This window comes from Haloplanus litoreus, from assembly GCF_045690335.1.
Classification (GTDB): domain Archaea; phylum Halobacteriota; class Halobacteria; order Halobacteriales; family Haloferacaceae; genus Haloplanus; species Haloplanus litoreus.
In genome coordinates this window covers 787129-806762 of record NZ_CP147874.1, presented here as the reverse complement: position 1 = coordinate 806762, position 19634 = coordinate 787129, and the positions used below count along the sequence as shown (strand labels likewise).

The 19634-nt window shown below is 69.4% G+C and carries 25 protein-coding genes; 13 read left to right on the top strand and 12 right to left on the bottom strand.

All coding sequences use genetic code 11. The features are described 5' to 3' along the window. Positions 1-82: 82 nt before the first annotated feature. Positions 83-1216, bottom strand: coding sequence for a hypothetical protein (locus V8686_RS04390; RefSeq protein ID WP_379702751.1), 1134 nt, complete (start codon positions 1214-1216; stop codon positions 83-85). Between the two features lie 234 nt (positions 1217-1450). Beyond that, complete coding sequence (locus V8686_RS04385) at positions 1451-2566, bottom strand: tRNA (guanine(26)-N(2))-dimethyltransferase (protein WP_379702750.1); 1116 nt, start codon at positions 2564-2566, stop codon at positions 1451-1453. Between the two features lie 126 nt (positions 2567-2692). Here V8686_RS04385 and V8686_RS04380 point away from each other — a divergent pair, with 126 nt between their 5' ends. The 3 genes from V8686_RS04380 (at position 2693) to V8686_RS04370 (ending at position 4662) form a co-directional block, all read left to right on the top strand. Then, positions 2693-3040, top strand: a complete 348-nt coding sequence (locus tag V8686_RS04380; protein ID WP_379702749.1) for a hypothetical protein — start codon at positions 2693-2695, stop codon at positions 3038-3040. Between the two features lie 81 nt (positions 3041-3121). After that, positions 3122-4282, top strand: a complete 1161-nt coding sequence (locus tag V8686_RS04375) for an acyl-CoA dehydrogenase family protein (RefSeq protein WP_379702748.1) — start codon at positions 3122-3124, stop codon at positions 4280-4282. A gap of 83 nt (positions 4283-4365) precedes the next feature. Then, positions 4366-4662, top strand: coding sequence for a DUF7853 family protein (locus tag V8686_RS04370; protein ID WP_379702747.1), 297 nt, complete (start codon positions 4366-4368; stop codon positions 4660-4662). Here V8686_RS04370 and V8686_RS04365 read toward each other — a convergent pair. The 5 genes from V8686_RS04365 to V8686_RS04345 are packed head-to-tail and all read right to left on the bottom strand — an operon-like array spanning position 4641 to position 9319. Beyond that, entirely contained in the window at positions 4641-5120 is a 480-nt protein-coding gene (locus tag V8686_RS04365) for a cupin domain-containing protein (RefSeq protein ID WP_379702746.1), read from the bottom strand. The two genes, V8686_RS04370 and V8686_RS04365, sit on opposite strands and share 22 nt — an antisense overlap. 46 nt (positions 5121-5166) lie before the next feature. Continuing rightward, entirely contained in the window at positions 5167-7275 is a 2109-nt protein-coding gene (locus V8686_RS04360; RefSeq protein ID WP_379702745.1) for a (Fe-S)-binding protein, read from the bottom strand. 48 nt (positions 7276-7323) lie between these two features. Beyond that, positions 7324-8031 carry an energy-coupling factor transporter transmembrane component T family protein gene (locus tag V8686_RS04355; RefSeq protein WP_379702744.1) on the bottom strand — a complete coding sequence of 236 codons (708 nt, stop codon included), beginning with the start codon at positions 8029-8031 and terminating at the stop codon, positions 7324-7326. Continuing rightward, complete coding sequence (locus V8686_RS04350; RefSeq protein WP_379702743.1) at positions 8028-8738, bottom strand: energy-coupling factor ABC transporter ATP-binding protein; 711 nt, start codon at positions 8736-8738, stop codon at positions 8028-8030. The genes V8686_RS04355 and V8686_RS04350 overlap by 4 nt, the downstream gene beginning before the upstream one ends. Beyond that, entirely contained in the window at positions 8735-9319 is a 585-nt protein-coding gene (locus V8686_RS04345; protein ID WP_379702742.1) for a biotin transporter BioY, read from the bottom strand. The genes V8686_RS04350 and V8686_RS04345 overlap by 4 nt, the downstream gene beginning before the upstream one ends. A gap of 94 nt (positions 9320-9413) precedes the next feature. Between V8686_RS04345 and V8686_RS04340 the strand changes: the two genes are divergently transcribed. The 7 genes from V8686_RS04340 to V8686_RS04310 all read left to right on the top strand — a co-directional run bounded on the left by V8686_RS04340 (position 9414) and on the right by V8686_RS04310 (position 15124). Further along, a complete protein-coding gene (locus V8686_RS04340; RefSeq protein ID WP_379702741.1) occupies positions 9414-9929 on the top strand; it encodes a conditioned medium-induced protein 4 in 516 nt (171 codons plus the stop codon). Positions 9930-9978: 49 nt separating this feature from the next. Continuing rightward, a complete protein-coding gene (locus V8686_RS04335; protein ID WP_379702740.1) occupies positions 9979-12090 on the top strand; it encodes a minichromosome maintenance protein MCM in 2112 nt (703 codons plus the stop codon). Continuing rightward, positions 12090-12368 carry a DUF7854 family protein gene (locus V8686_RS04330; protein ID WP_379702739.1) on the top strand — a complete coding sequence of 93 codons (279 nt, stop codon included), beginning with the start codon at positions 12090-12092 and terminating at the stop codon, positions 12366-12368. The genes V8686_RS04335 and V8686_RS04330 overlap by 1 nt, the downstream gene beginning before the upstream one ends. A 51-nt stretch (positions 12369-12419) precedes the next feature. Next, positions 12420-12758, top strand: coding sequence for a DUF7855 family protein (locus V8686_RS04325; RefSeq protein ID WP_379702738.1), 339 nt, complete (start codon positions 12420-12422; stop codon positions 12756-12758). 67 nt (positions 12759-12825) lie between these two features. Further along, complete coding sequence (locus V8686_RS04320) at positions 12826-13650, top strand: DUF7856 family protein (RefSeq protein ID WP_379702737.1); 825 nt, start codon at positions 12826-12828, stop codon at positions 13648-13650. Between the two features lie 17 nt (positions 13651-13667). Continuing rightward, entirely contained in the window at positions 13668-14459 is a 792-nt protein-coding gene (locus tag V8686_RS04315; RefSeq protein WP_379702736.1) for a DUF7857 domain-containing protein, read from the top strand. Beyond that, positions 14456-15124 carry a nucleotide-binding protein gene (locus V8686_RS04310; protein ID WP_379702735.1) on the top strand — a complete coding sequence of 223 codons (669 nt, stop codon included), beginning with the start codon at positions 14456-14458 and terminating at the stop codon, positions 15122-15124. The genes V8686_RS04315 and V8686_RS04310 overlap by 4 nt, the downstream gene beginning before the upstream one ends. A 10-nt stretch (positions 15125-15134) precedes the next feature. On the opposite strand, the gene V8686_RS04305 is transcribed toward V8686_RS04310, so the two are convergent. After that, positions 15135-15998, bottom strand: a complete 864-nt coding sequence (locus tag V8686_RS04305) for a transcription initiation factor IIB (protein WP_379702734.1) — start codon at positions 15996-15998, stop codon at positions 15135-15137. Positions 15999-16159: 161 nt separating this feature from the next. On the opposite strand from V8686_RS04305, the gene V8686_RS04300 reads away from it, so the two are divergent. Then, positions 16160-16675, top strand: a complete 516-nt coding sequence (locus tag V8686_RS04300; protein ID WP_379702733.1) for a DUF7858 family protein — start codon at positions 16160-16162, stop codon at positions 16673-16675. Here the strand turns inward: V8686_RS04300 and V8686_RS04295 are convergent, their stop codons facing one another. Together V8686_RS04295 and V8686_RS04290 are read right to left on the bottom strand one after the other, a co-directional pair. Beyond that, positions 16676-17425: a P-loop NTPase family protein gene (locus V8686_RS04295; protein WP_379702732.1), complete on the bottom strand. Its 750-nt coding sequence runs from the start codon at positions 17423-17425 to the stop codon at positions 16676-16678. A 52-nt stretch (positions 17426-17477) separates the two neighbouring features. Then, on the bottom strand, positions 17478-17738 hold the full coding sequence (locus V8686_RS04290) for a hypothetical protein (protein ID WP_379702731.1): 261 nt from the start codon (positions 17736-17738) through the stop codon (positions 17478-17480). Positions 17739-17995: 257 nt separating this feature from the next. Between V8686_RS04290 and V8686_RS04285 the strand changes: the two genes are divergently transcribed. Beyond that, entirely contained in the window at positions 17996-18175 is a 180-nt protein-coding gene (locus tag V8686_RS04285) for a hypothetical protein (protein ID WP_379702730.1), read from the top strand. A 47-nt stretch (positions 18176-18222) separates the two neighbouring features. Further along, positions 18223-18666: a peroxiredoxin gene (locus tag V8686_RS04280; protein ID WP_379702729.1), complete on the top strand. Its 444-nt coding sequence runs from the start codon at positions 18223-18225 to the stop codon at positions 18664-18666. Positions 18667-18842: 176 nt separating this feature from the next. Here V8686_RS04280 and V8686_RS04275 read toward each other — a convergent pair whose 3' ends face one another. Together V8686_RS04275 and V8686_RS04270 are read right to left on the bottom strand one after the other, a co-directional pair. After that, positions 18843-19352, bottom strand: coding sequence for an MOSC domain-containing protein (locus V8686_RS04275; protein WP_379702728.1), 510 nt, complete (start codon positions 19350-19352; stop codon positions 18843-18845). A 128-nt stretch (positions 19353-19480) separates the two neighbouring features. Then, positions 19481-19612: a hypothetical protein gene (locus V8686_RS04270; protein WP_379702727.1), complete on the bottom strand. Its 132-nt coding sequence runs from the start codon at positions 19610-19612 to the stop codon at positions 19481-19483. Positions 19613-19634 lie beyond the last annotated feature (22 nt).

Genomic DNA, 19634 nt, shown 5'->3' with positions numbered 1-19634 from the left:
ACGGCGGTTCGACGCGGGGATGCCCGACGGATCGGCGACGTCAACCGGACGGACGTCGGGCGGGCGCGGGCCGCCGCGCGGATCAGAGGACGTCGGCGATCCAGTCGATCAGCGTGCCGAAGTACCGGCTGTACTCGATGCCGTTGAGGAGGCCGTTCCCGCTTACCTCCACGTCGCCGGACTGGTATTTCTCCACGGCGGCGGCCATCGAATCCTTGGCGTCGACGATGTCGGTCAGCGTCGTTTCCGTCAGGACGACGTCGGCGTCCGCCGAGTCCTGCTCGCCGAGTTCGTAGCTCGCGACGGCGCCCGTGGCGTCCGTCTCCAGCCACCGCACTGAGAGGGATTCGCCGTCCTCGTTCTCCGTTCGAATGTGGTAGCTGTCGCCCGCGAACCGGTCGAAGACGAAGCCCGGAACCTCGGCTCGAATGTCCCCAACCGCCCCCTCGAACGTGACGATGGCCGACGGGAACGGCTGGTACGCCTCGGTTCGAAGCGCCTCTCGCTGGTCGTCGACCAGGTCGGCGAAATTCGACGCGACGTCCAGAACCACTTGCGCGTTGTCTTGCAGGCGTGTGGCGGCCTGCGGAGCCGTCGGGTGCAAGCCACCGTACTCACCGGTGTCGACGTTCGACCACCGCTCCACCCACGTGGGGTGATCGAGTTCGTCGGTTAGCGTCCCCATCGCGTCCACCAACCGTTCGACGTTCGACGTCGACGGGTCGGAGATGCACGCCTGGGCCCGTTCGTCGACGGTCGCGAACCGATCGGCGATCGTCCGGAGTTCTCCCCTGGCCTCGCTCAGTGCCTCACCCTGTCCCCCCGTGAACGTGTTCGTCTCCGGGCCACTCCACCCGGCTTCGGAGACAGCATAGAAGCCGCTCCCGGCGCCGACCTCCTCGTACCACTGTAGCGTCTGCGCCAGGTCGACGGCGTCACCGACGAGGGTCGGCAGGAGGTCCGCGACCGACGGCATGTAGCTGTCCCGGAAGTACTGCTCCAGATCCTCGTCGCTGGGTGGGTCGAACAGCGGTGTCAACTCCTCGAACGCCCACGCGCCTTCGACGGCGTACTTGGAGACGTACCGTGCCTGTTCGACGATCGAGTCCTCGTTGTCGGCCGCCGCCGCCCGAGTGGCCCCCGTTGCCCCGAGAACCGTCGCTGTTGCGCCAGCGCCGCAGAGTCGGAGAAACGTCCGCCTCGTGTGTCCCCGCATCACACGCCGTCGTTGCTGACGGGGTCGTATTAGTGTTGTTGCAGTTGCGGACGAGACGGCGGCGGGGGGAGGGGCTATCCCGACGCCGCAGACGGTCGCCCGACGTGTGGGCCGGATGGGGTCGGCGAGGGGAGCGTCCACGGCGGCCCGGATTCGGGCCGTGAGCCGTCGTCACCCGGCCGCGTTATCAGTTAGCAGAGAGACGCATAACCGTACGACCTGTTCACACAGGTATCACTCGGCCGTCGCGGCCCGGATGGCCTCGACGTCGGCGTCCGTCTTGAACGTCGTCCCGCCGTAGTGGGCGCGTGAGGCGTCGTAACCGGCGGCACGGAGGTCTGCCAGGAACTCGTCCATCGCGTTGGCCGAGCGCCCCCACTGCTTGCAGAGGCGGTGCTGGTCGTAGTGGGTTGGCCGGTCGAGTTCGGCTTCGACCGTTTCCAGCAGCCGGCGAGCGCGAACGGCCTCGCCCATCCCGTCGTCGACGCGTTCTCGGACGGCGGCGACGAACTCGCGATCACGGATCGCCCCGAACCACAGGGGCCCGGCGGTGACGACGCGGTTCCCGCCGCAGGCGGGACAGGTCTCCGGCGGGTGCGAGAGCAGGCCGTACTCGTGGTCGCGGGTGAGACAGTCCTCGCAGTGGTGGACGTACCCGAGTTCGTCGATGCAGTCGTCCGCCTCCGTCGCCCGACCGTCGAGTTCGAGGTAGGTCCGGGCGTAGTGGCGGGAGACGTGCGAGCAGATGGGGCGAGCGGCGGTGTCGTAGCGGGCGGCGGTCCGCACCAGGGCCGAGAGGAGGACGCGTAGGCCCATCTCCGGGTGGTAGTCGGTGTTGCGCGGGACCGCACTGTAGGAGCGGACGCCGCTCTCGAAGTGGGCGCCACAGAGCGGCGCGGTGTCGGTGGCAGTGACACAGACTAGATCGCGGGCGTTGGCGAAGGCGGCGTCCGCGAAGGGCACGGGCGTGCCGAACGGGTCGAGATCGATCACGTCGAACGTCGAGTCGTGCATGTGGACGTTGGCGTCGCGTTCGATCACGTCCACCGACAGATCGTTGCGGGCGGCGTTCTCGCGGGCGAGGGCGACGGCGTCGGAGTCGGTGTCGACGGCCGTCACGTCCCAGCCCTCGCTTGCGGCACGGCAGGCGCGGACGCCGCTGGCGGTCATGGCGTCGAGATACGACTCGGCACGGGGGTCGCGGTCGGCGTAGGCGCGAAGGACGGCGACGGTCACGTCGCGGTTCAGCTCCTGCGTGGGGTTGTAGAAGACGCCCTCGCCGCGGCCCTCGCTCGCGCCGTCGCGGGCGTCGGGCACGTCGAACGCGATGCCACCCTCGGTGACGCGCATAGGGTGAGTGGGCGGGGTGGAGCGAAAAGGGCCGCGGTTCGACGCCGGCCACACTGTCTGCCACTCGTCGTGCGGTCGTCGGACCGACCGAACCGCTTTAGACGGCGAGGCCCAACGCTTCGCGTCGTGAGCGAGGTGGAGGACTGGCACACGGCGCTGTCGGCGGCCGGAGAGCTATCCGGCCCCATCGTCGACGCCATCCTCTCGGCCCACGGCGACCGAGGGCAACGCGCCATCGAAGCCGTCTCCGAGGAACGCGTCAAGCAGTACCGAGACTTCACGGTCGTCGTGGGGCACGACGACGAGTACATAATCGAGGACGGCGGCTGTACCTGCAAGGACGCCGAGTACAACCTCGATACGGCCGATCCGAGCCAGCGATGCTGGCACGCCCTGGCCGTCGAAATAGCCGAACGCGTCGGCGCCGTCGACCACCACGACATGTGGTACTCCGAAGTGCGGGAGTTCCTGTAGTCGACGGCCTGCGTCGCGTTCGAGCCGGGACCCGCGGCGCCCCGTGAGAAGGATTTTCACGTGTCGGGACCGACCTCCGCCATGCTCGATTACGTCGACCTAGAGGCCGACCTCGGCCAGGAGGAACGCCTGATTCGGGACACCGCCCGCGACTTCGTCGACGAGGAAGTCCGCCCCGACATCGGCGACCACTTCCTCGACGGCACGTTTCCGACGGATCTCATCACCGAGATGGGTGAGTTGGGGTTTTACGGGCCGAATCTGGAGGGCTACGGCCTGCCGAACGTGAGCGAGACGGCCTACGGCCTCCTGATGCAGGAACTCGAAGCCGGCGACTCCGGCGTTCGCTCGATGGCGAGCGTCCAGGGGGCGCTGGTGATGTACCCCATCCACGCCTTCGGCACGGCGGCCCAGAAGGAGCAGTGGCTCCCCGCTCTGGGACGGGGGAAGGCCGTCGGCTGCTTCGGGCTGACCGAACCCGAACACGGGTCCGACCCGTCGTCGATGGCGACGACGGCCGAACGCGACGGCGACGGCTACCGGCTCTCGGGGTCGAAGACGTGGATCACGAACGCGCCCATCGCCGACGTGGCGGTCGTCTGGGCGCGCGACCGGTCGACCGAGGGGACCCCAGTTCGGGGCTTCCTCGTCGAGACGGACCGCGACGGCGTGTCGACCGAGCCGATCCACGAGAAACTCTCCCTGCGGGCGTCGATCACCGGCGAGATCAGCCTCTCGAACGCGTGGGTGCCCGAGGAGGCCGTCCTCGGCGTGAAAGGCATGAAGGGACCGCTCTCCTGTCTCACCCAGGCTCGGTACGGCATCGCCTGGGGCGCCGTCGGCGCCGCGCGGAACTGTTTCGAGACGGCCCGTGAGTACGCCACGGAGCGAGAGCAGTTCGGCCGACCCGTCGGTGGCTTCCAACTGCAACAGGAGAAACTCGCGGAGATGGCGACGCAGGTGACGACCGCTCAACTGCTCGCACACCGCCTCGCCGACCTGAAAGAGCGGGGTGACCTCCGACCCGAGCAGGTGTCGATGGCCAAGCGCAACAACGTCCGGATGGCCCGCGAGTGGTCGCGCGTGGCCCGCGAGATGCTCGGCGGCAACGGCATCACGGCCGACTACCCGCCGATGCGCCACCTGGCGAACATGGAGTCGGTGTACACCTACGAGGGCACCCACGACATCCACTCGCTGATCCTCGGCGAGGATCTGACGGGGCTGTCGGCGTTCTCGTAGTCGACGTGGTCGTGTGCGGTGAGTACCCAGAAGCCACAGCCACAAGACCCACGTAGGCGTACCCACGACCGAGGTAAACAGTCATGTCCCCGTTCGCCTGCCACGGTCCAGACGGCGTCGACTGCTCCCGGGAAGAGGCGTGGGTGCTCCACGCCGCGATGCTCGATTACGTCGAACGCACCGTCGACGCGGGCCGCTCGCCCGACCGGGCGATGGCGGTCATCGAGCGCGTCGAGGGGTGTGAACCGCTCGATCCGTCGGACCGAGCGCTCGTCCGCGAGGCGCTCACGACGTACCTTCCGGACGCGCCGGCGCGCGACCACGAACCGGGTCGAGCGATCCTGGCGACCCTCGACGGTCAGCGCTCGTCGAGCCAGTAGTCCACGTCGTCGTCGCGGCGGTAGTAGCCCGCGACCGTCCGCGGATCGTCGCTGCCGGGGGGCGATCCCGCGTAGACGCCGATCTTCTCGGAGTCGGGGTACACCGTCACGTCCGGGTCGTTCATCGTCGAGATGGCCAGGTACCGCAAGGGGTCGTCGCCGTCGTTGACCACGCGGTGGCCGCCCTCGGGACCGACGGGAAAAGCCACGTAGTCGCCCGGAACGAGGGGTTCGAGACCGTCGTCGGTGCGCAGTTGGCCCGCGCCCGCGAGGACGTAGATGGCCTCCTCGTTACCCGTGTGGTAGTGGAAGGGCCAGGATTTCTTGCCCGGCGGGAGTTCGTAGAGCGAACAGCCGAGTCGGTCGCCGCCGGCGGCGTTCGCGAGGCGCTTGCGCCGAAACGTCGTCTCGTCGCGCTCCGTCGCGTCCCAGTCGAGGTCGGCTTCGTTGACGCGCATAGCGGCGATTCGACGGCCGCCGGCAAAGGGGATGGGGTGGGCCGGGTCACTCGGGGAGTTCCGACGTGGCGCCGTCGGCGACGCTACCCACGGGAGCGTCCATCGCCTCGACCAGCAGTTCGGTCAGGTCGACGATTTCGAGTTCGTCCTCGAAGTCGCCGGTCTTGCGTCCGTCCTCGAACATGGTCGTACACATCGGGCAGGCGACGACGAACGTTTCGACGTCGGCGTCGGTGTCCTCGACGGCCTCGCGGAGGCGTTCCTCGCTCGGTTTCGTCTCCTCCTCGACTTCGGTCCAGACGCCGCCCCCACCGCCGCCACAGCAGAAGGAGTTCGATCGGTTGCGCGGCATCTCGGCGAGGGTGGCACCCGTCGCCCGCACGAGTTCGCGGGGTGCCTCGTACACGTCGTTCATGCGGCCGAGGTGGCAGGGGTCGTGGTACGTGACGGCGTAGTCGAGGGAGGAAGAGAGCGGGAGGCGGCCCTCGCTCACGAGCCGTTCGACCACCTCCGTGTAGTGCGAGACGGGGTAGTCGAAGTCGTCGGCCATCTCGGGGTACTCGTGGGTGAACGTGTTGTAGCTGTGCGGGTCGGTGCAGACGAGTTCGTCGAACTCGCAGGACTCGAGGGCAGCGGCGTTGTCTTCGACGAGCATCTCGTAGAGCCCCTCCTCGCCGACGCGGCGCACGTCGTTGCCGTCGTGTCGTTCGTCGTCGTAGAGGATACCGTAGGAGACGCCCGCGGCCTCGAAGATGCGGGCGAGCGCCCGGGCGACGCGCCGATTTCGGTCGTCGTAGGAGGGGTAGTCGCCGACGTACCACAGCAGGTCGACCGGCTTCTCGCGGGCGTCGGGGACCTCGAAGTCGAGGTCCGCCGCCCAGTCGGGGCGCTTGCGGGCCGGGTCGCCGAAGACGTTGCCCTGTTGGAAGACGTTCATCATCGCGTCCTGTACGTGCGGGTCCATCTCCCCCGACTCCGTGAGCCGGCGGTTCATGCCCGTGAACTGCCGGACGTGTTCGATGTCGACGGGGCAGGCGTCCATGCAGGCCATACAGGAGAGACAGGCGTTCATCGACTCGGCGGCGACGACGCTTTCGCCGCCGTCGGCGACGATGGGCAGTTCCTCCGCCTCGCCCGCCGCCCGGGCCTCGCGGTAGGCCTTCAGGTCGAGGATCACGTCCCGCGGGTCGAGGTTGCGCCCGACTTCGTTGGCGGGACAGACGGAGGAACACCGCCCGCAGGTAGTACAGGCGTCCTGATCGAGGAGTTCGCGCCAGGTGAAGTCGTCGACGGAGCCGGTGCCGATTTCCTCGGGACTCGCGTCGGCGGGGACGCCCGGCAGCCGCTTGCCCGCCTTCTCGTCCCGAGTCACCACGTTCGCCATCGAGGTGAGCATGTGGACGGGTTTGGCGTAGGGGAGCAGGGCGACGAAACCCAGCGCGAGGAGGGAGTGACTCCACCAGGCGACGGCGTAGACGGCCTCGGCCGTCCCCGGATCGAGACCGGCAGCCCGCCCCACGAGCGCGAGGGCGTAGCCGACGAAGCTCACCGTCTCGAAGTCCGGGAAGCCGGTGCCGAGGATGCGGAGTCCTTCGACGAGGTAGCCGCCGACGCCGAGAGCAAAGAGCGTGAGGACGAAGGCGTCGTCCTCCAGATCGGTGTGTTTTCCCCACAGACGCGCTTCGCGGACGCCGTAGCGCCGCCACATCGCCATCCCCACGCCGACGACAAAGAGGAGACCGAGCGCGTCCATCACCAGCGAATAGGAGCGGTAGAAGTCGCCGACGAAAAAGGAGTCCTGGCCGAGTAGCTTCGTCCAGATGTCCATGTCGATGGCGAGGATGGTCGTCCCGATGAGCAGCGTGAGAAAGCCCCACACGACGAACGTGTGCATGACGCCGGCGTAGGTGTCGCGGTCGAACTGCGCCTCGTTCGTGAGCAGGAGGCGGGTGGCACGAGCGACCCGTTTCCCGAGGTCGTCGAGGCGGGCGAAGGGGTCGGCCGGCGCCGCGGCGTAGGTGACGATCCGTGCGTAGACGCCGTACAGGAAGACGAGGATAGCGACGGCCGCGAGGTAGTAGAAGGCGGCCTCGCCGACCGGACCGATCGTCCAGAACGTCTCCCGCGTGACGGCGTCCGTCTGGAGGACGGGCATACGTAGTGGGCGGCAGAGGCGGGGGTTAAAGGTTACCACGGCGAGCCGTCACGCGACGGCCCACACGAGCAACGCCACGCCGACGGCGACGGCCGGCCCGTCCCACCACGTCGGCGAGAGGGCGGGCAGCGTCGGGTTCCACGCGAAACACCGGGCTTGGAGGGCGAGCGCGAAGCGGTCGGCGCGAACGAACACCCGGCGGAGACCAGTCACGCCGATCAGCCGGATCCGCTCGCGGAGCGAGCGTTCCGAGCCGAGACGGGCATCCATCGCCGAGCGAATGGTCGATAGGTCGTCGCGAAGCACGGGCAGAAATCGGAGGACGAACCCGACGCCAGCGCCGAGGACGACGCCGGCCCGCCCCGGCAGCAGCCACTGGATGGCGACCCGCGACTCGCGCACCCGGGTCGTACGGATGTACGCCGTCGAGACGAGGAGGAGGAGTATCACGCGGTAGCTCGCCAGTGCGGGCGTGACGGCGTCGGCGGGGACGAACCACGGCGCTCCGAGGGTCACCCCCTCGACCAGCGGTCCGGCGACGAGGAAAGGCAAGAAGGCACGGTAGGTTCGCAGACTCGACAGGATCGGCGTCGCGGCCAGCCGGCAGACGCCGCCGGCGAAAGCCGTCAGAACGACCAGCCCCCGCGGCGTCGTGTGTGCGAAGGCCGCGACGGCGACGGCGGCCTGCACGAACAGCTTGGTTCGGGGGTCGAGGCGGTGAACGGGGGTGTCGTCCGCGACGTACCGGAGGCTCATGGCGGGCGGACGCCGAGGGCGGTCAGGGCGTCCGGGACGGGGTCGGCCGTATCGAGCGCGACCGATCCGTCCGCGAGGACGACGATCCGATCCGCGAGCGCCGCCACGTCCCGCAGGTCGTGGGTGACGACGACGACGCTGACGCCCGCGTCGTCGAGGGTCTCCAGTCGCGCCAAGACGGACCGCCGCGCCGCCCAGTCGAGGCCGGTGAAGGGTTCGTCGAGGACGAGGTGATCGGGGTCCATCGCCAGGGCCCCCGCGATGGCGACGCGTTCCCGTTCGCCGCCGGAGAGTTCGTCGATGCGCTCCTCGTCCCGCCCGGCCATGCGGACGGCATCGAGGGCGTCGGTCACGCGGCGGTCGATTTCCTCGCGCGGGAGGCCGAGGTTCTCGGGACCGAACGCCACGTCGGCGCCGACGGTGGCGGCGACGAAGCCGTCGCGTGGGTCCTGAAACACCATACCGACACTCGACCGGGCGGCGACCGGGTCGTCCGCGACGGGCCGGTCGTTCACGCGAACCGACCCCTCGTCCGGCGTCAACAGGCCGTTGAATCCGCGGACGAGCGTCGTCTTGCCGGAGCCGTTGGCCCCGGCGAGGACGAGGAACTCGCCGTCGGTGACGGTGAGGGAGACGCCGTCGACGGCCAGGACCCCGGCCCCCCCCTCGCCGTACCGGTAGGTGTACTCCTCGACCGTGATCGTCATCGGGCGACGATGGCCTCGCTGCGGACGATAGCGACGGTCCCGGCGACCTTCAGCCCCGCCACGGGGAGGAACGGGACCACGACGGCCGAGACGCCCGCGGCGATACCGACGGCCTGCACGAGCGCGTATCCGACGGCGCCAGCGGCGTAGACGACGGCCGTGCCCGCGACCAGCGCGGCGAGGAGTCGGGGCACGGGGATGTCGTCGGGAGCGGTGAGGCCGTCGGTCCCGTGGGCGACGGCGCCGATGGCCATCGCGCCGAGGGGGAAGCCGACGAGAAAGCCGCCGGTCGGGCCGAGCAACACGCCGAGCCCGGCGTTGCCGCCGGCGAACACCGGGAGGCCGACGAGGCCGGCGAGCAAGTAGAGCGTGAACGCCACCCCCGCCCACAGCGGCCCGAGGACGATACCAGCGAGATACACCCAGAGCGTCTGGAGCGTGATGGGGACGTTCGGGGCGAGCGGGTGGACCATATCCACCGGCGCCGTCGCGCTCGTCGCCGCCGCGAACAGCACCGCGCGGGCGACGTTGCCGGTCACCTCCTCGCCGACCAGTTCGACCGAGTCCGTTGCAGTCGTCATACCGGGAACAGTGTCGTAAACCACTTAGATCATGTTGGTTGACGAAGGGGCGGCGCGCCGATGGGTTTTTGCCCGCAAGCGAACTTCCTGAAGTATGGACGACAAGACCGCGGAGCTACGGGACATCTTTCTCGACGCGACGGGCGAGGAGACGGTCACGGAGCGACAGGCGGAGTCCCGCGGTTCGCTCGTCGACGCAGACGACCCCGAGGCCGTCGACGCGCGTCTGCAGGACCTCGTCGCGGCCATGCGTGAACGCTACGACTTCGACACCGACCTCGAGACGGGGGCGTACGTCCGCCTCGTGCGCGGGTTCTACGACGGCGACGACGACGCGGCGCTCGCCGACGAGTGTGGTGTCGACGCCGACACCGTCGTCCGGGCGCGCCTCGACTGCCACCTCGTCCGCGACGCCGACCACGCCGAGGAGGCGATCCGGGAGCGAGTCGTCGAGACGGAGCGCGAAGCCACCCGTGCCAACGACCGCTTCCGTGACGCGTTCGTCGAACTCCTGACGGACGCCGACCTGTCCGGCCGCCTCGCCAGCGACTCCCGCGAGGACGGCCTGCGGGAGGCGACCGAGGACATCGAGACGGACGTGTCGCTCTGAGCGACCACCTTGCGAAGACTCTTAGGCGAGCCGGCACGACCCAGTGGCAATGGCGCAGTCGTCGCAAAACCAGGAGTTGATCGATCGGTTCGTTCGCTTCTACCGGAACTACTACCGCGACGAGATCAGCCGTCTCGCTCAGCGCTACCCCAACGAACAGCGGTCCCTCCACGTCGACTACGACGACCTCTACACGTTCGATCAGGACCTCGCCGACGACTTCCTCTCCCAACCCGACCAGATCGGCGAGTTCGCCGAGGAGGCCCTCCGCGTGTACGACCTGCCGGCCGACGTGTCGCTCGGACAAGCCCACGTCCGTCTGGAGAACCTCCCCGACACCGTCGACATCCGGTCGATTCGGGTCCACGACAACCACGTCGGCCGGCTGATCGCCGTCTCGGGCATCATCCGCAAGGCGACGGACGTGCGCCCGAAGATCACCGAAGCCGCCTTCGAGTGCCAACGCTGTGGGACGATGACGTACATTCCCCAGACCGCCGGCGGGTTCCAGGAACCCCACGAGTGCCAGGGCTGTGAACGACAGGGGCCCTTCCGCGTCAACTACGACCAGTCCGAGTTCGTCGACTCCCAGAAGCTCCGGGTCCAGGAGTCGCCCGAGGGGCTGCGCGGCGGCGAGACGCCGCAGAGCATCGACGTCGACATCGAGGACGACATCACCGGCGAGGTGACCGCCGGCGACCACGTCACCGTCACCGGCGTCCTCCACATCGACCAGGTGACGGAGGGCAACGAGAAGTCACAGCTGTTCGACCTCTACATGGACGGGGTGAGCATCCAGATCGAGGACGAACAGTTCGAGGACATGGAGATCAGCGAGCAGGACAAACGCGACATCGTCGAACTGTCGAACCACCCCGACATCTACGAGGAGATGGTCGCCTCCGTCGCGCCCTCCATCTACGGCTACGACGAGGAGAAACTCGCGATGATCCTCCAGCTGTTCTCGGGCGTGACGAAGGAGCTCCCCGACGGCTCGCGGATTCGGGGGGACTTGCATATGCTGCTTATCGGTGATCCCGGGACTGGCAAGTCGCAGCTCCTGTCGTATATCCGGAATATCGCCCCCCGCTCCGTCTACACGTCCGGGAAGGGATCCAGTTCGGCTGGCCTCACCGCCGCCGCCGTACGCGACGACTTCGGCGAAGGACAGCAGTGGAGTCTGGAGGCCGGGGCGCTGGTGCTGGCCGATCAGGGAATCGCAGCGGTCGACGAACTGGATAAGATGCGATCGGAAGACAGGTCCGCCATGCACCAGGCGCTCGAACAGCAGGAGATCAGCATCTCCAAGGCCGGCATCAACGCCACCCTCAAATCCCGCTGTTCGCTGCTGGGCGCCGCGAACCCGAAGTACGGTCGATTCGACCAGTACGAACCCATCGGCGAACAGATCGACCTCGAACCCGCCCTGATCTCGCGGTTCGACCTGATCTTCACGGTGACGGACCAGCCCGATCCGGAGGAGGACGCCGCCCTCGCCGAACACATCCTGCGGACCAACTACGCGGGCGAGTTGAACACCCAGCGCGAGCAGGTGGCGAACTCGAACCACAGCCAGGCGGAGGTTGAGTCGGTGACTGAGACGGTCGACCCGGCCATCGATCCCGACCTCCTGCGGAAGTACATCGCGTACGCCAAGCGCAACTGTTTCCCGACGATGGCCGACGATGCGAAGGAAGCGATTCGGGACTTCTACGTCGACCTCCGCGCGAAGGGGGCCGACGAGGACGCGCCGGTTCCCGTTACCGCCCGGAAACTGGAGGCGCTGGTCCGCCTCGCGGAGGCGAGTGCCCGCGTTCGACTCTCCGACACCGTCGAACACGAGGACGCCGAGCGCGTGATCGACATCGTCCGCTCCTGTCTGCAGGACATCGGCGTCGACCCCGAGACGGGGGAGTTCGACGCCGACGTGATCGAGACGGGCACCTCGAAGAGCCAGCGCGACCGCATCAAGAGCATCAAGGACGTGATCGAGGCGGTCGACGCCGAGTACGAGGGTGAGGCGGGGGCACCGCTCGACGCCATCGTCGAGCGCGCCCAGTCCGAGGGAATCGAGGAGGGGAAAGTGATGGATCAGATCGAGCAACTGCGCCGCAAGGGCGATCTGTACAGCCCGAAACAGGACCAGTACAAGGTGGTGTGATGGACCGCATCTCCGCGATCAGGAACGTCGAGGAGGCACTCCGGGCGTTCGAGACGGGGGAGGCGGACCTCGCGACGACGGAAGAGCGGGTGCTGGCGACCCTGCGGACCTACGCCACGGAGTTCGACGACGAGAGCACGCTCGGCGCCTACGTCGGCCGGGGCGCCGAGGCCGTCGAGGACGTGGTGGTGATCGCATCGTCGCGTGCCGAAGCACGGGATCGGATCGCCGACCACGCACCGAACGCGTCGTCGTTCGACGTCGACCGTCTCGACTGACTGCCGGTACCCACAGGATTAGGTGAACCGTCCCGACACGGGACGGCAACGGTGCTACTCGTTGTCACGTACTCGCGGGGCGCACGCACCACGCTCCGCAACGTCTGTCGCAGCCACGAGTCGACGGTTATCCGGCGATTCGGGCGGGCGACACTCTTCGCGGAGACGGAACTGGGCGCCTTCCTGGCCCTGCGGCTCCGAGCGAAACACGGTGACGACGTCCAGATCGAACGCACGCGGCCGCTCAACGAGTTCGCCGCGGTTCCCGAGCCGATTCGGGAAGCCGCCGCCGCCTACGAGGATCGCGAGACCCCGAGCACGCCGTATGCCAAGTTCGCTGCGGGAACCGACCACCCCGATCCTGAAACCATGCGCGACGCGGATCTGTAGCGTTCCGGAGCCGAGTCGGCGGACGGGACGGGGAAGGATATACTTAGCCGGCGATGCTGGCACCGATATGCGCGTGACCGTCGAGGGTCGCGTCCACGAGGGGCGGGCGGTCGATCTCGCCGACGTCGACGCGGCGACGGTCGTTCGGTCGATCCGCGGCGCGGAGGCGCCGGTGGACGTCGAGTGTGCCGATCCGGGTCCCGTACACGACCACGTGGCCCGTCTCCCGACGACGACGTTCGACCGGCGAGCGGCGCTCGCCGCCGCCGCACGGGCGCTGGGTCACGAGTCGCCGCGGGAGTCGGCACTCGAGGACGCGCGAGCACAACTGACCGAGACGACGCCGCCTGCACGCGACGTCCGCGAGGCGCGCCGGCGCGCCGCCGAGGCGGGGGCGGAGGAGGAGCGACTCCGGGAGCGCGTCGCAGAGCTCAGGGGTCGCGTCCAAGCACGTCGCGAAACCGGCGCGGACACGACGGCGGTCGAGGCCCAACTGGATGAGGCAACGACCCGACTCGCCGAAATCGAGACGGAGCGAATTGCGGCCGAACAGGCGCTCGAGCGTGCGGAGACGGCGGCCCGTGAGGCCCGCGACCGACGCGAGCGGCGCCTCGAACTCGAAGACCGGGTGGCCAACCTCGAACGCGAGGTTCGGGCGGATCTGGCGGCCGCGGTGTGGGATCGGTTTCGGTCGGCGCTCGCTGCGGTACCTCGGACGGCGACGGTGGGGTCGTCGCCGGGGGAGTTCGACGGCGACGCGACGGCGGCCGCTCTCGGTGTAGCCCGGATCGCTCCCCTCGACGCACCGGTCGTCGTCGACGGGCTGGACGGCGTGTCCGGGGCCGCGGCGATGGCGTCGATACTGGATGCGCCGGTGATTTATACCCGGTAACGCGGCCAGTCCGGACCATGGAGTCCGACTGGACCCTCACGTCCCTCGACGGCCGTGACGACGTCGTCCTCGTGACAGTGCAACTCCGGAACCCGTCGCCGGTCGACCGGCGCGTCAGGATCGACAACCGACTCGACGGACCGGTCCTGCCGCCGCGGCGTGCCGGCGTTCCCGAACCCGGGTGGGACGACGAAGGGTTCGGTGGCGTCGTCCCGGCAGACGGTCGGTGCGCCCTCGGCTACGCCTGTCCGGCACCCGAAACGCGCCCGCCAGTCGCGGTGACCGACGAGGGGCGAGCGACCGAAGCGACGGCGACGGCGACGGCCGACGCCGCCGTCCGCGGCCTCGGAGAGTCGCGCCCACCGGCCGATGCGCTACCGACCGCGCCGCCGTCGGCCGAGGCTGACGAGGCGACGGACGACGAAGTGGCGGCGGACGACGAAGTGGCGGCGGACGACGAAGTGGCGGCGGACGACGAAGTGGCGGCGGACGACGAAGTGGCGGCGGACGACGAAGTGGCGGCGGACGGCGACGTCGGCGGACCCGACGACGCGGCACCACCTCGGACTGTCGAGGCGTGGCTGACGGCGGTCGAACGGCGAGTGGAGCGTGGTGAACGGCTAACCGACGCGTCGGTCGAGACGGCGACGACGGCACTCGACGGGGGCGGAGGCGACGTGGCCGAACTCGACGCTCGGGTGGCCGACGACGTGGCGGCGCTCCGCACCGTCGCGGATCGAGCGGCGACGCTCGCGGACCGGGCGGCGGCGGTCGATGTGCCGGTCGAGGCGCTCCGGAGGCTGGCGTGATCGTCGCCGTCGCCGGCGGGAAAGGCGGTGTCGGGAAGACGACGGTCGCCTACAACCTCGGGGCCGAACTCGGCGCCGCCGTCGTCGACGCCGACCTCGGGATGGCCGACCTCCCCGAGGGCCGGGGACCGGACCTCCACGACGTTCTGGCCGGGCGGGCGGAGCCATCCGAGGCCGTCCGGGGTGGCCCCGTCACGCTCCTTCCGTGTGGACGGTCGCTCGCCGGCGCCCGCGCCGCCGACGTCCGTGCACTCGGGGAGACGCTCCGCGCAGTGGAGCGAGCGGAGGGTGGCGTAGTAGTCGACTGTCCGGCCGGGCTCCGGGCCGACGTTGGCGTCCCACTCGCCGTCGCCGACGCCTGCGTCCTCGTGGCATCGCCCCGGCGGTTCGCCCTCGCGGACGTCGTCCGAACGCGGGAACTGGCACGGGAACTCGACGCTGGCCTAGTCGGCGTCGTGTTGAATCGGACCACCGGCGCCGACGACCCGCCGGAGGATGCACTACGGCGAGTCCTCGGGGCGCCGGTGTCGACGGTGCCGGCCGACCCACGCGTCGGTCGATCGGTCGCGGAGGAACGGCCCGTGGTGTCGGCGGCGCCGGAATCGACTGCTTCCGGCGCGTTCCAGTCGCTCGGCGCTGCGGTTCGCTCCTGCGAGCGAGTCTGAAAACGGCGCCTCACTCGGTCAACAGCCGATAGGTGTTGCGCACGGTGACGGGCGTAACGCCGGCGACGTCGGCCGCATCCCGTTGAGTGATGGAGACGCCGGCCTCGCGGGCGGCCGTGTAGAGACAGGCTGCGGCGACGCCGCTCGGATTCCGCCCCGCCGCGTCGCCCGACTCGCGGAGCCGACGGGCGTGGGTCTCGGCGTTCCGGCGGACGGCCTCGTCCACGTCGAGTTCGCTGGCGTACCGGGGAATGTACTCGGCGGGATGGATCGGTCCGGTGGCGACATCGAGTTCGCGGTTCAGCGCGCGGTAGGCCGCCCGATGCTCGTCCTCGCGGGCTTTCGCGGCGTCGACCACCTCCTCGACGGTACGTGAAACCGAACACACTCGGCAGGTTGCGTACACGGCGGCGGAGGCGAACCCCTCCAGCGACCGCCCGCGGAGTAGGTCGGCCTCCTGTGCCGTCCGGAACAGCGAGCAGGCTGATTCGCGGACGTGTTTCGGGAGCGACAGCGCCCCGACGAGCCGTCGGATCTCGGTGAACGCGTACACCTGATTGCGCTCGCGCTTCGTGGAAATCTGCGCCCGCTGGTGCTGGGTCCGCATTCGTGACAGCCGCCGGCGCTTCCGACCCTTGATTCGGGTCGACCGACCGATATCGGTCGAGAGGCCGCGGTCGTGGCGCGACTGGGTGAGTGGCGCACCCGTCCGCTCGGGCGACGTGTCGTCGTCCGCGAACGAGCGCCACTCGGGGCCGTGATCGATCCGGTACTCGTCGACGACGAGTCCACACTGCCCGCAGATCGTCTCGGTACCCTCGGCGTTCAGTCGTCCGCTGCACTCCGGACACTCCATCTCGCGTGCCTGACTCATCACAGTCGAAAGTTGGTCCCGATAGGGTATTTAAACACGGGCGGAACCCCGGGTTCGGGGGCGAACTGCCGGCGAAAAGCGTACCGGTCACCGGTACGTTCGTGGCGCCGGTCCCAGTTCGGCGGTAGGTTTTACAACGAAAGGGACGCCACTGTCGTCCGATGGGCCTGTCGGACATCGCTGCGGGCATCGAGGTACACGAACGGCAGCGCGAGCGTGGGGTGCCGACGGTGGACGCGACTGGCGGCGACCTGATCGCTCGCCTCGGCGACCACGCCGAAGTGCTCCCGTGTACGCCCGAGGCGGCAGCGACGGTGCTGGAGGCGTACGCCGCCGGAACGAGCGTCGGCGACTGCGCCCGCGAGGCGGGAGTGGTGCCGATGACCGCCGCCAAACTCCTCCACCGGTGTGGCGTCACGGGAGTCTCGCCGCTCGCCCCGACCGCTCGCCGCATCCTCCGGGACTGGTTGGACGGCAACCTCCCCCGGTCGGAGGCGGTCGAACTCGTCGGCGCCGACGAGGCGGACTTCGCACTGGCGACGTACGTCGAGACGCACGACCCCGTTCCCGACCTGGCGGACGCCGTCGAGGGCGTTCTGGAACCCGAGTCGACGGCGACCGTCGACAAGCGCGACGCGCTGGCGGAGACGATGAGTTCCGTCGGCGACCTGCGCTAACTATCGCGAGACGAACTCGCCGACGGAGTCGATCAGGCGACGATCCCCGCCCGAAGACGGATCGACGCCGAAGACGGCGTCTGCGACGTCGGCGACGGCAGCCGCCACCGAGTGCTCGTCCAGACACGTCGGCGCATCGGTCACGGCCGTCGCCGTCTCAGGGAGGGAGGCGTCGGCCACCGAGAGGTCGCCGCGGGTCGCCACGACGGCGTCGACGCGGCCGCCGACGTCGTCGATCCGTCCCCGGGAACGCTGGACTGCGTCCCGCCCCCGAGTCGTCGCCGGGGCGACGAGGGCGGTGTGATCGGCCGCGTTCACCGCCGCGACCGACTGGTTCGCGGCCACCGGCGGCGTGTCGACGACGACGTGATCGAACGACTCGGCCGCAGCGGCGATGCGGGATTCGAATCGCCGTGCTGCGTCGGGGGATTTCGCGCGAGCGAGGCGTTCGAACGGGGCGGCGGCGGGACAGCACGCCAGCCGACCGGCGTCGGCGTCGATCGGAACGTCGATCAGCCCCTCGGCGAGCGATGCGTCCCGTCGGTCGGTCACGAGAGCCGTCAGATCCGGATCGAGCCGTCCGGAGAGGTAGTCGGACAGTCCCTGCGTGGCGAAGGCGGCGTCGAGAACGGCGACGGATCGCCCGTCGGCCGCGAGGAGCGCCCCGAGTTCGACCGACAGTCGCGTGGTCCCTGCGCCGCCAGTCGCCCCGACCAGTGCCGCAACCGACCCGACAGTTCCGTCGCTCATACTACGGCATGGCGGCGGCTTCCGCTTAAAACGTCGGGAGGTGACGGGCTGGTCACAGCCCGTCGGAACTCAGGAGACCCGCGACGGCCGTCCTGACCGCCGGCGAGCGGTCGGCGAGGCGCGCGTGAAGCGCCCGCGCGCCGGTGACGACGAGGAGTGAGGCGACGGCGACCAGCGTCGCCGACAGCGGGTAGCTAACGGCCCAGATCACGGCGGGAACGCTGGCAGCCAACAGGACGCTGGCGACCAGCCCCCGGGGCGTGAGGGGGCGGGGACGATACGTGTGGGCAGTCGATCGGGTGCGATCTGACATCGATGGCGGGGGGGTCGGGAGCGGTCGAGGGACCGTACGATCGGAGAGCCCCGCCGGAGGACTGGAACAGTCCGACTGGGCTCGCGCTCAGTCGTCGATACGGAGGGTCATTGCAGCCGAACTGACTGCGCGGGACATGTTAATAGTTTTTCAAGAGGTGGTAGCGTCCCACACGGCCGTCCGACGACGGCAAGCCCCTTGTCGCCGCCGACCGGGTCGCGGCCGCCCTCGACACCGTCGTCCGGACGAGCGACTGGGTGTCGGGGGAGGGGCTCGACCGGGCGGTCAGGGTCGTCCTCGGTGGTCTCGGCCGCTACTTTCTGGGCTCTGCGGGCGCGTTCGTCGTCGCGGGGGAGCGGGAGGTGATCGTCGCGTACGCGCTGGGGACGGTCGGTCTGTTCGGGGCGGTGCTGTTGTTCGCGGCGATCCGGGGGTAACCGCCGGTGGCGAACCGATTATCCCCGTCGCGGCCGAAAGGTAGCCGATGCTCGAACCCGGCGATCCGGCACCCGACGTCTCGGCGCCCAACCAACACGGCGAGTCGGTGACGCCCGACTTCACGGAGCCGACGGTCGTCTTCTTCTATCCCGAGGACTTCACGAGCGGCTGTACGGTCGAGGCCAACGAGTTCCAGGCGGCGCTCGCCGAGTTCCGCGAACTCGGGATCACGGTCTACGGCGTCTCGATGGACGACGTCGACCGCCACGCCGACTTCGCGGACGAAGAGGGACTGCTGTTCGACCTCCTCGCCGATCCGGACGGCGAGGTCGCCGAGGCGTTCGGCGTCTCGACCGATCTTGGCTACGCGGACCGTCGGACCTTCCTCGTCGCCGACGGCGAGGTGCGCGCGACGGACGCCCCCGATCCGGCCGGCCACGCCGACGAGGTTCTGGGGGATGCCCGCAGCGAGTTCGCCGTCGGCGGGTGAACGACCCGGGATTCGGCGAGGGGAGCGAACCGTCCTCGACCCTCCGCACGACCGGCTTCACCATCGTCGAGGAGTGACTCTCCGCGGACCGGTCGGATGGACAGTCTCGCGTCGACCCGGCGGGGCGCGCCATTCGGCGTCCCGAGACGGCCACGGGCTGATCGGCGCCGGTCGCCTCACTCCTCGGAGCGCAACCGCTCGACGATGGCGTCGGTGCGATCCCGGGAACCGAGGTCGGTGACGGTGTCGTCGACGGCGACGTCCCCGCCGTCGACCACGTCGGCACAGATGCCGCCCCGGCCGTCGCCGAGGGCGCGGGCGACACCCTCCTTGTCGGCGAGTTCCTCGACGTGCGCGCAGGGCGGTCGGGGACGGGTGCCGACGAGCGTCGCGTCGCCGACCCGAAACCGGTGGTCGAGCAAGCCGTGGACGTCGACGCCCTCGACGACGACGTTGCGCCGATGCTGGCCGTCCGACAGATCGAGACCCGTCTCGCGCTCGATGGCGGCGATGGCCGCGGCGTCGACGAGCGTGACCTGACAGGTGTCGTAAGGGGCGTAGTACCCCTCGCCCGTGCAGTAGCGGTCCCCGCGCAGGCCGCGGTCGGTCAGAGCCTCGACGTGATCGACCGACTGCATGGGTTCCGACCCGGCAGGGGCGACAAAGAGGTCCGTGACCCGAACCATACGCCCTCTGGTCGGTCGCCGGACATAACCGTTCGGTCACTCCCCTCAGACGGACTGTCGTAAGTCCGTACCGGTGATTCGTCGAGACGGGCCGGCGGATCACCGGGAGCCAGGTACGACAAGCCGTATCAGAGCGTCCGATCGACGAGCGTGACGACGGGAACGAGGACGACCGGAGACGCGGCGGCCGCCACCGCCCAATCGCGGCGGATGGCGACGACGCCGACCGGATACTGGAGCGACGACGACTGTGCCGACATGGCCGCCGTACGGCTGCGGTCG

Bases quoted from the DNA above. Each gene is read 5' to 3' on its own strand.
- V8686_RS04390 (WP_379702751.1), bottom strand. From the start codon at position 1,216: ATGCGGGGACACACGAGGCGGACGTTTCTCCGACTCTGCGGCGCTGGC.
- V8686_RS04385 (WP_379702750.1), bottom strand. From the start codon at position 2,566: ATGCGCGTCACCGAGGGTGGCATCGCGTTCGACGTGCCCGACGCCCGC.
- V8686_RS04375 (WP_379702748.1), top strand. From the start codon at position 3,122: ATGCTCGATTACGTCGACCTAGAGGCCGACCTCGGCCAGGAGGAACGC.
- V8686_RS04370 (WP_379702747.1), top strand. From the start codon at position 4,366: ATGTCCCCGTTCGCCTGCCACGGTCCAGACGGCGTCGACTGCTCCCGG.
- V8686_RS04365 (WP_379702746.1), bottom strand. From the start codon at position 5,120: ATGCGCGTCAACGAAGCCGACCTCGACTGGGACGCGACGGAGCGCGAC.
- V8686_RS04360 (WP_379702745.1), bottom strand. From the start codon at position 7,275: ATGCCCGTCCTCCAGACGGACGCCGTCACGCGGGAGACGTTCTGGACG.
- V8686_RS04355 (WP_379702744.1), bottom strand. From the start codon at position 8,031: ATGAGCCTCCGGTACGTCGCGGACGACACCCCCGTTCACCGCCTCGAC.
- V8686_RS04350 (WP_379702743.1), bottom strand. From the start codon at position 8,738: ATGACGATCACGGTCGAGGAGTACACCTACCGGTACGGCGAGGGGGGG.
- V8686_RS04345 (WP_379702742.1), bottom strand. From the start codon at position 9,319: ATGACGACTGCAACGGACTCGGTCGAACTGGTCGGCGAGGAGGTGACC.
- V8686_RS04340 (WP_379702741.1), top strand. From the start codon at position 9,414: ATGGACGACAAGACCGCGGAGCTACGGGACATCTTTCTCGACGCGACG.
- V8686_RS04335 (WP_379702740.1), top strand. From the start codon at position 9,979: ATGGCGCAGTCGTCGCAAAACCAGGAGTTGATCGATCGGTTCGTTCGC.
- V8686_RS04330 (WP_379702739.1), top strand. From the start codon at position 12,090: ATGGACCGCATCTCCGCGATCAGGAACGTCGAGGAGGCACTCCGGGCG.
- V8686_RS04320 (WP_379702737.1), top strand. From the start codon at position 12,826: ATGCGCGTGACCGTCGAGGGTCGCGTCCACGAGGGGCGGGCGGTCGAT.
- V8686_RS04315 (WP_379702736.1), top strand. From the start codon at position 13,668: ATGGAGTCCGACTGGACCCTCACGTCCCTCGACGGCCGTGACGACGTC.
- V8686_RS04305 (WP_379702734.1), bottom strand. From the start codon at position 15,998: ATGAGTCAGGCACGCGAGATGGAGTGTCCGGAGTGCAGCGGACGACTG.
- V8686_RS04300 (WP_379702733.1), top strand. From the start codon at position 16,160: ATGGGCCTGTCGGACATCGCTGCGGGCATCGAGGTACACGAACGGCAG.
- V8686_RS04295 (WP_379702732.1), bottom strand. From the start codon at position 17,425: ATGAGCGACGGAACTGTCGGGTCGGTTGCGGCACTGGTCGGGGCGACT.
- V8686_RS04290 (WP_379702731.1), bottom strand. From the start codon at position 17,738: ATGTCAGATCGCACCCGATCGACTGCCCACACGTATCGTCCCCGCCCC.
- V8686_RS04280 (WP_379702729.1), top strand. From the start codon at position 18,223: ATGCTCGAACCCGGCGATCCGGCACCCGACGTCTCGGCGCCCAACCAA.
- V8686_RS04275 (WP_379702728.1), bottom strand. From the start codon at position 19,352: ATGGTTCGGGTCACGGACCTCTTTGTCGCCCCTGCCGGGTCGGAACCC.
- V8686_RS04270 (WP_379702727.1), bottom strand. From the start codon at position 19,612: ATGTCGGCACAGTCGTCGTCGCTCCAGTATCCGGTCGGCGTCGTCGCC.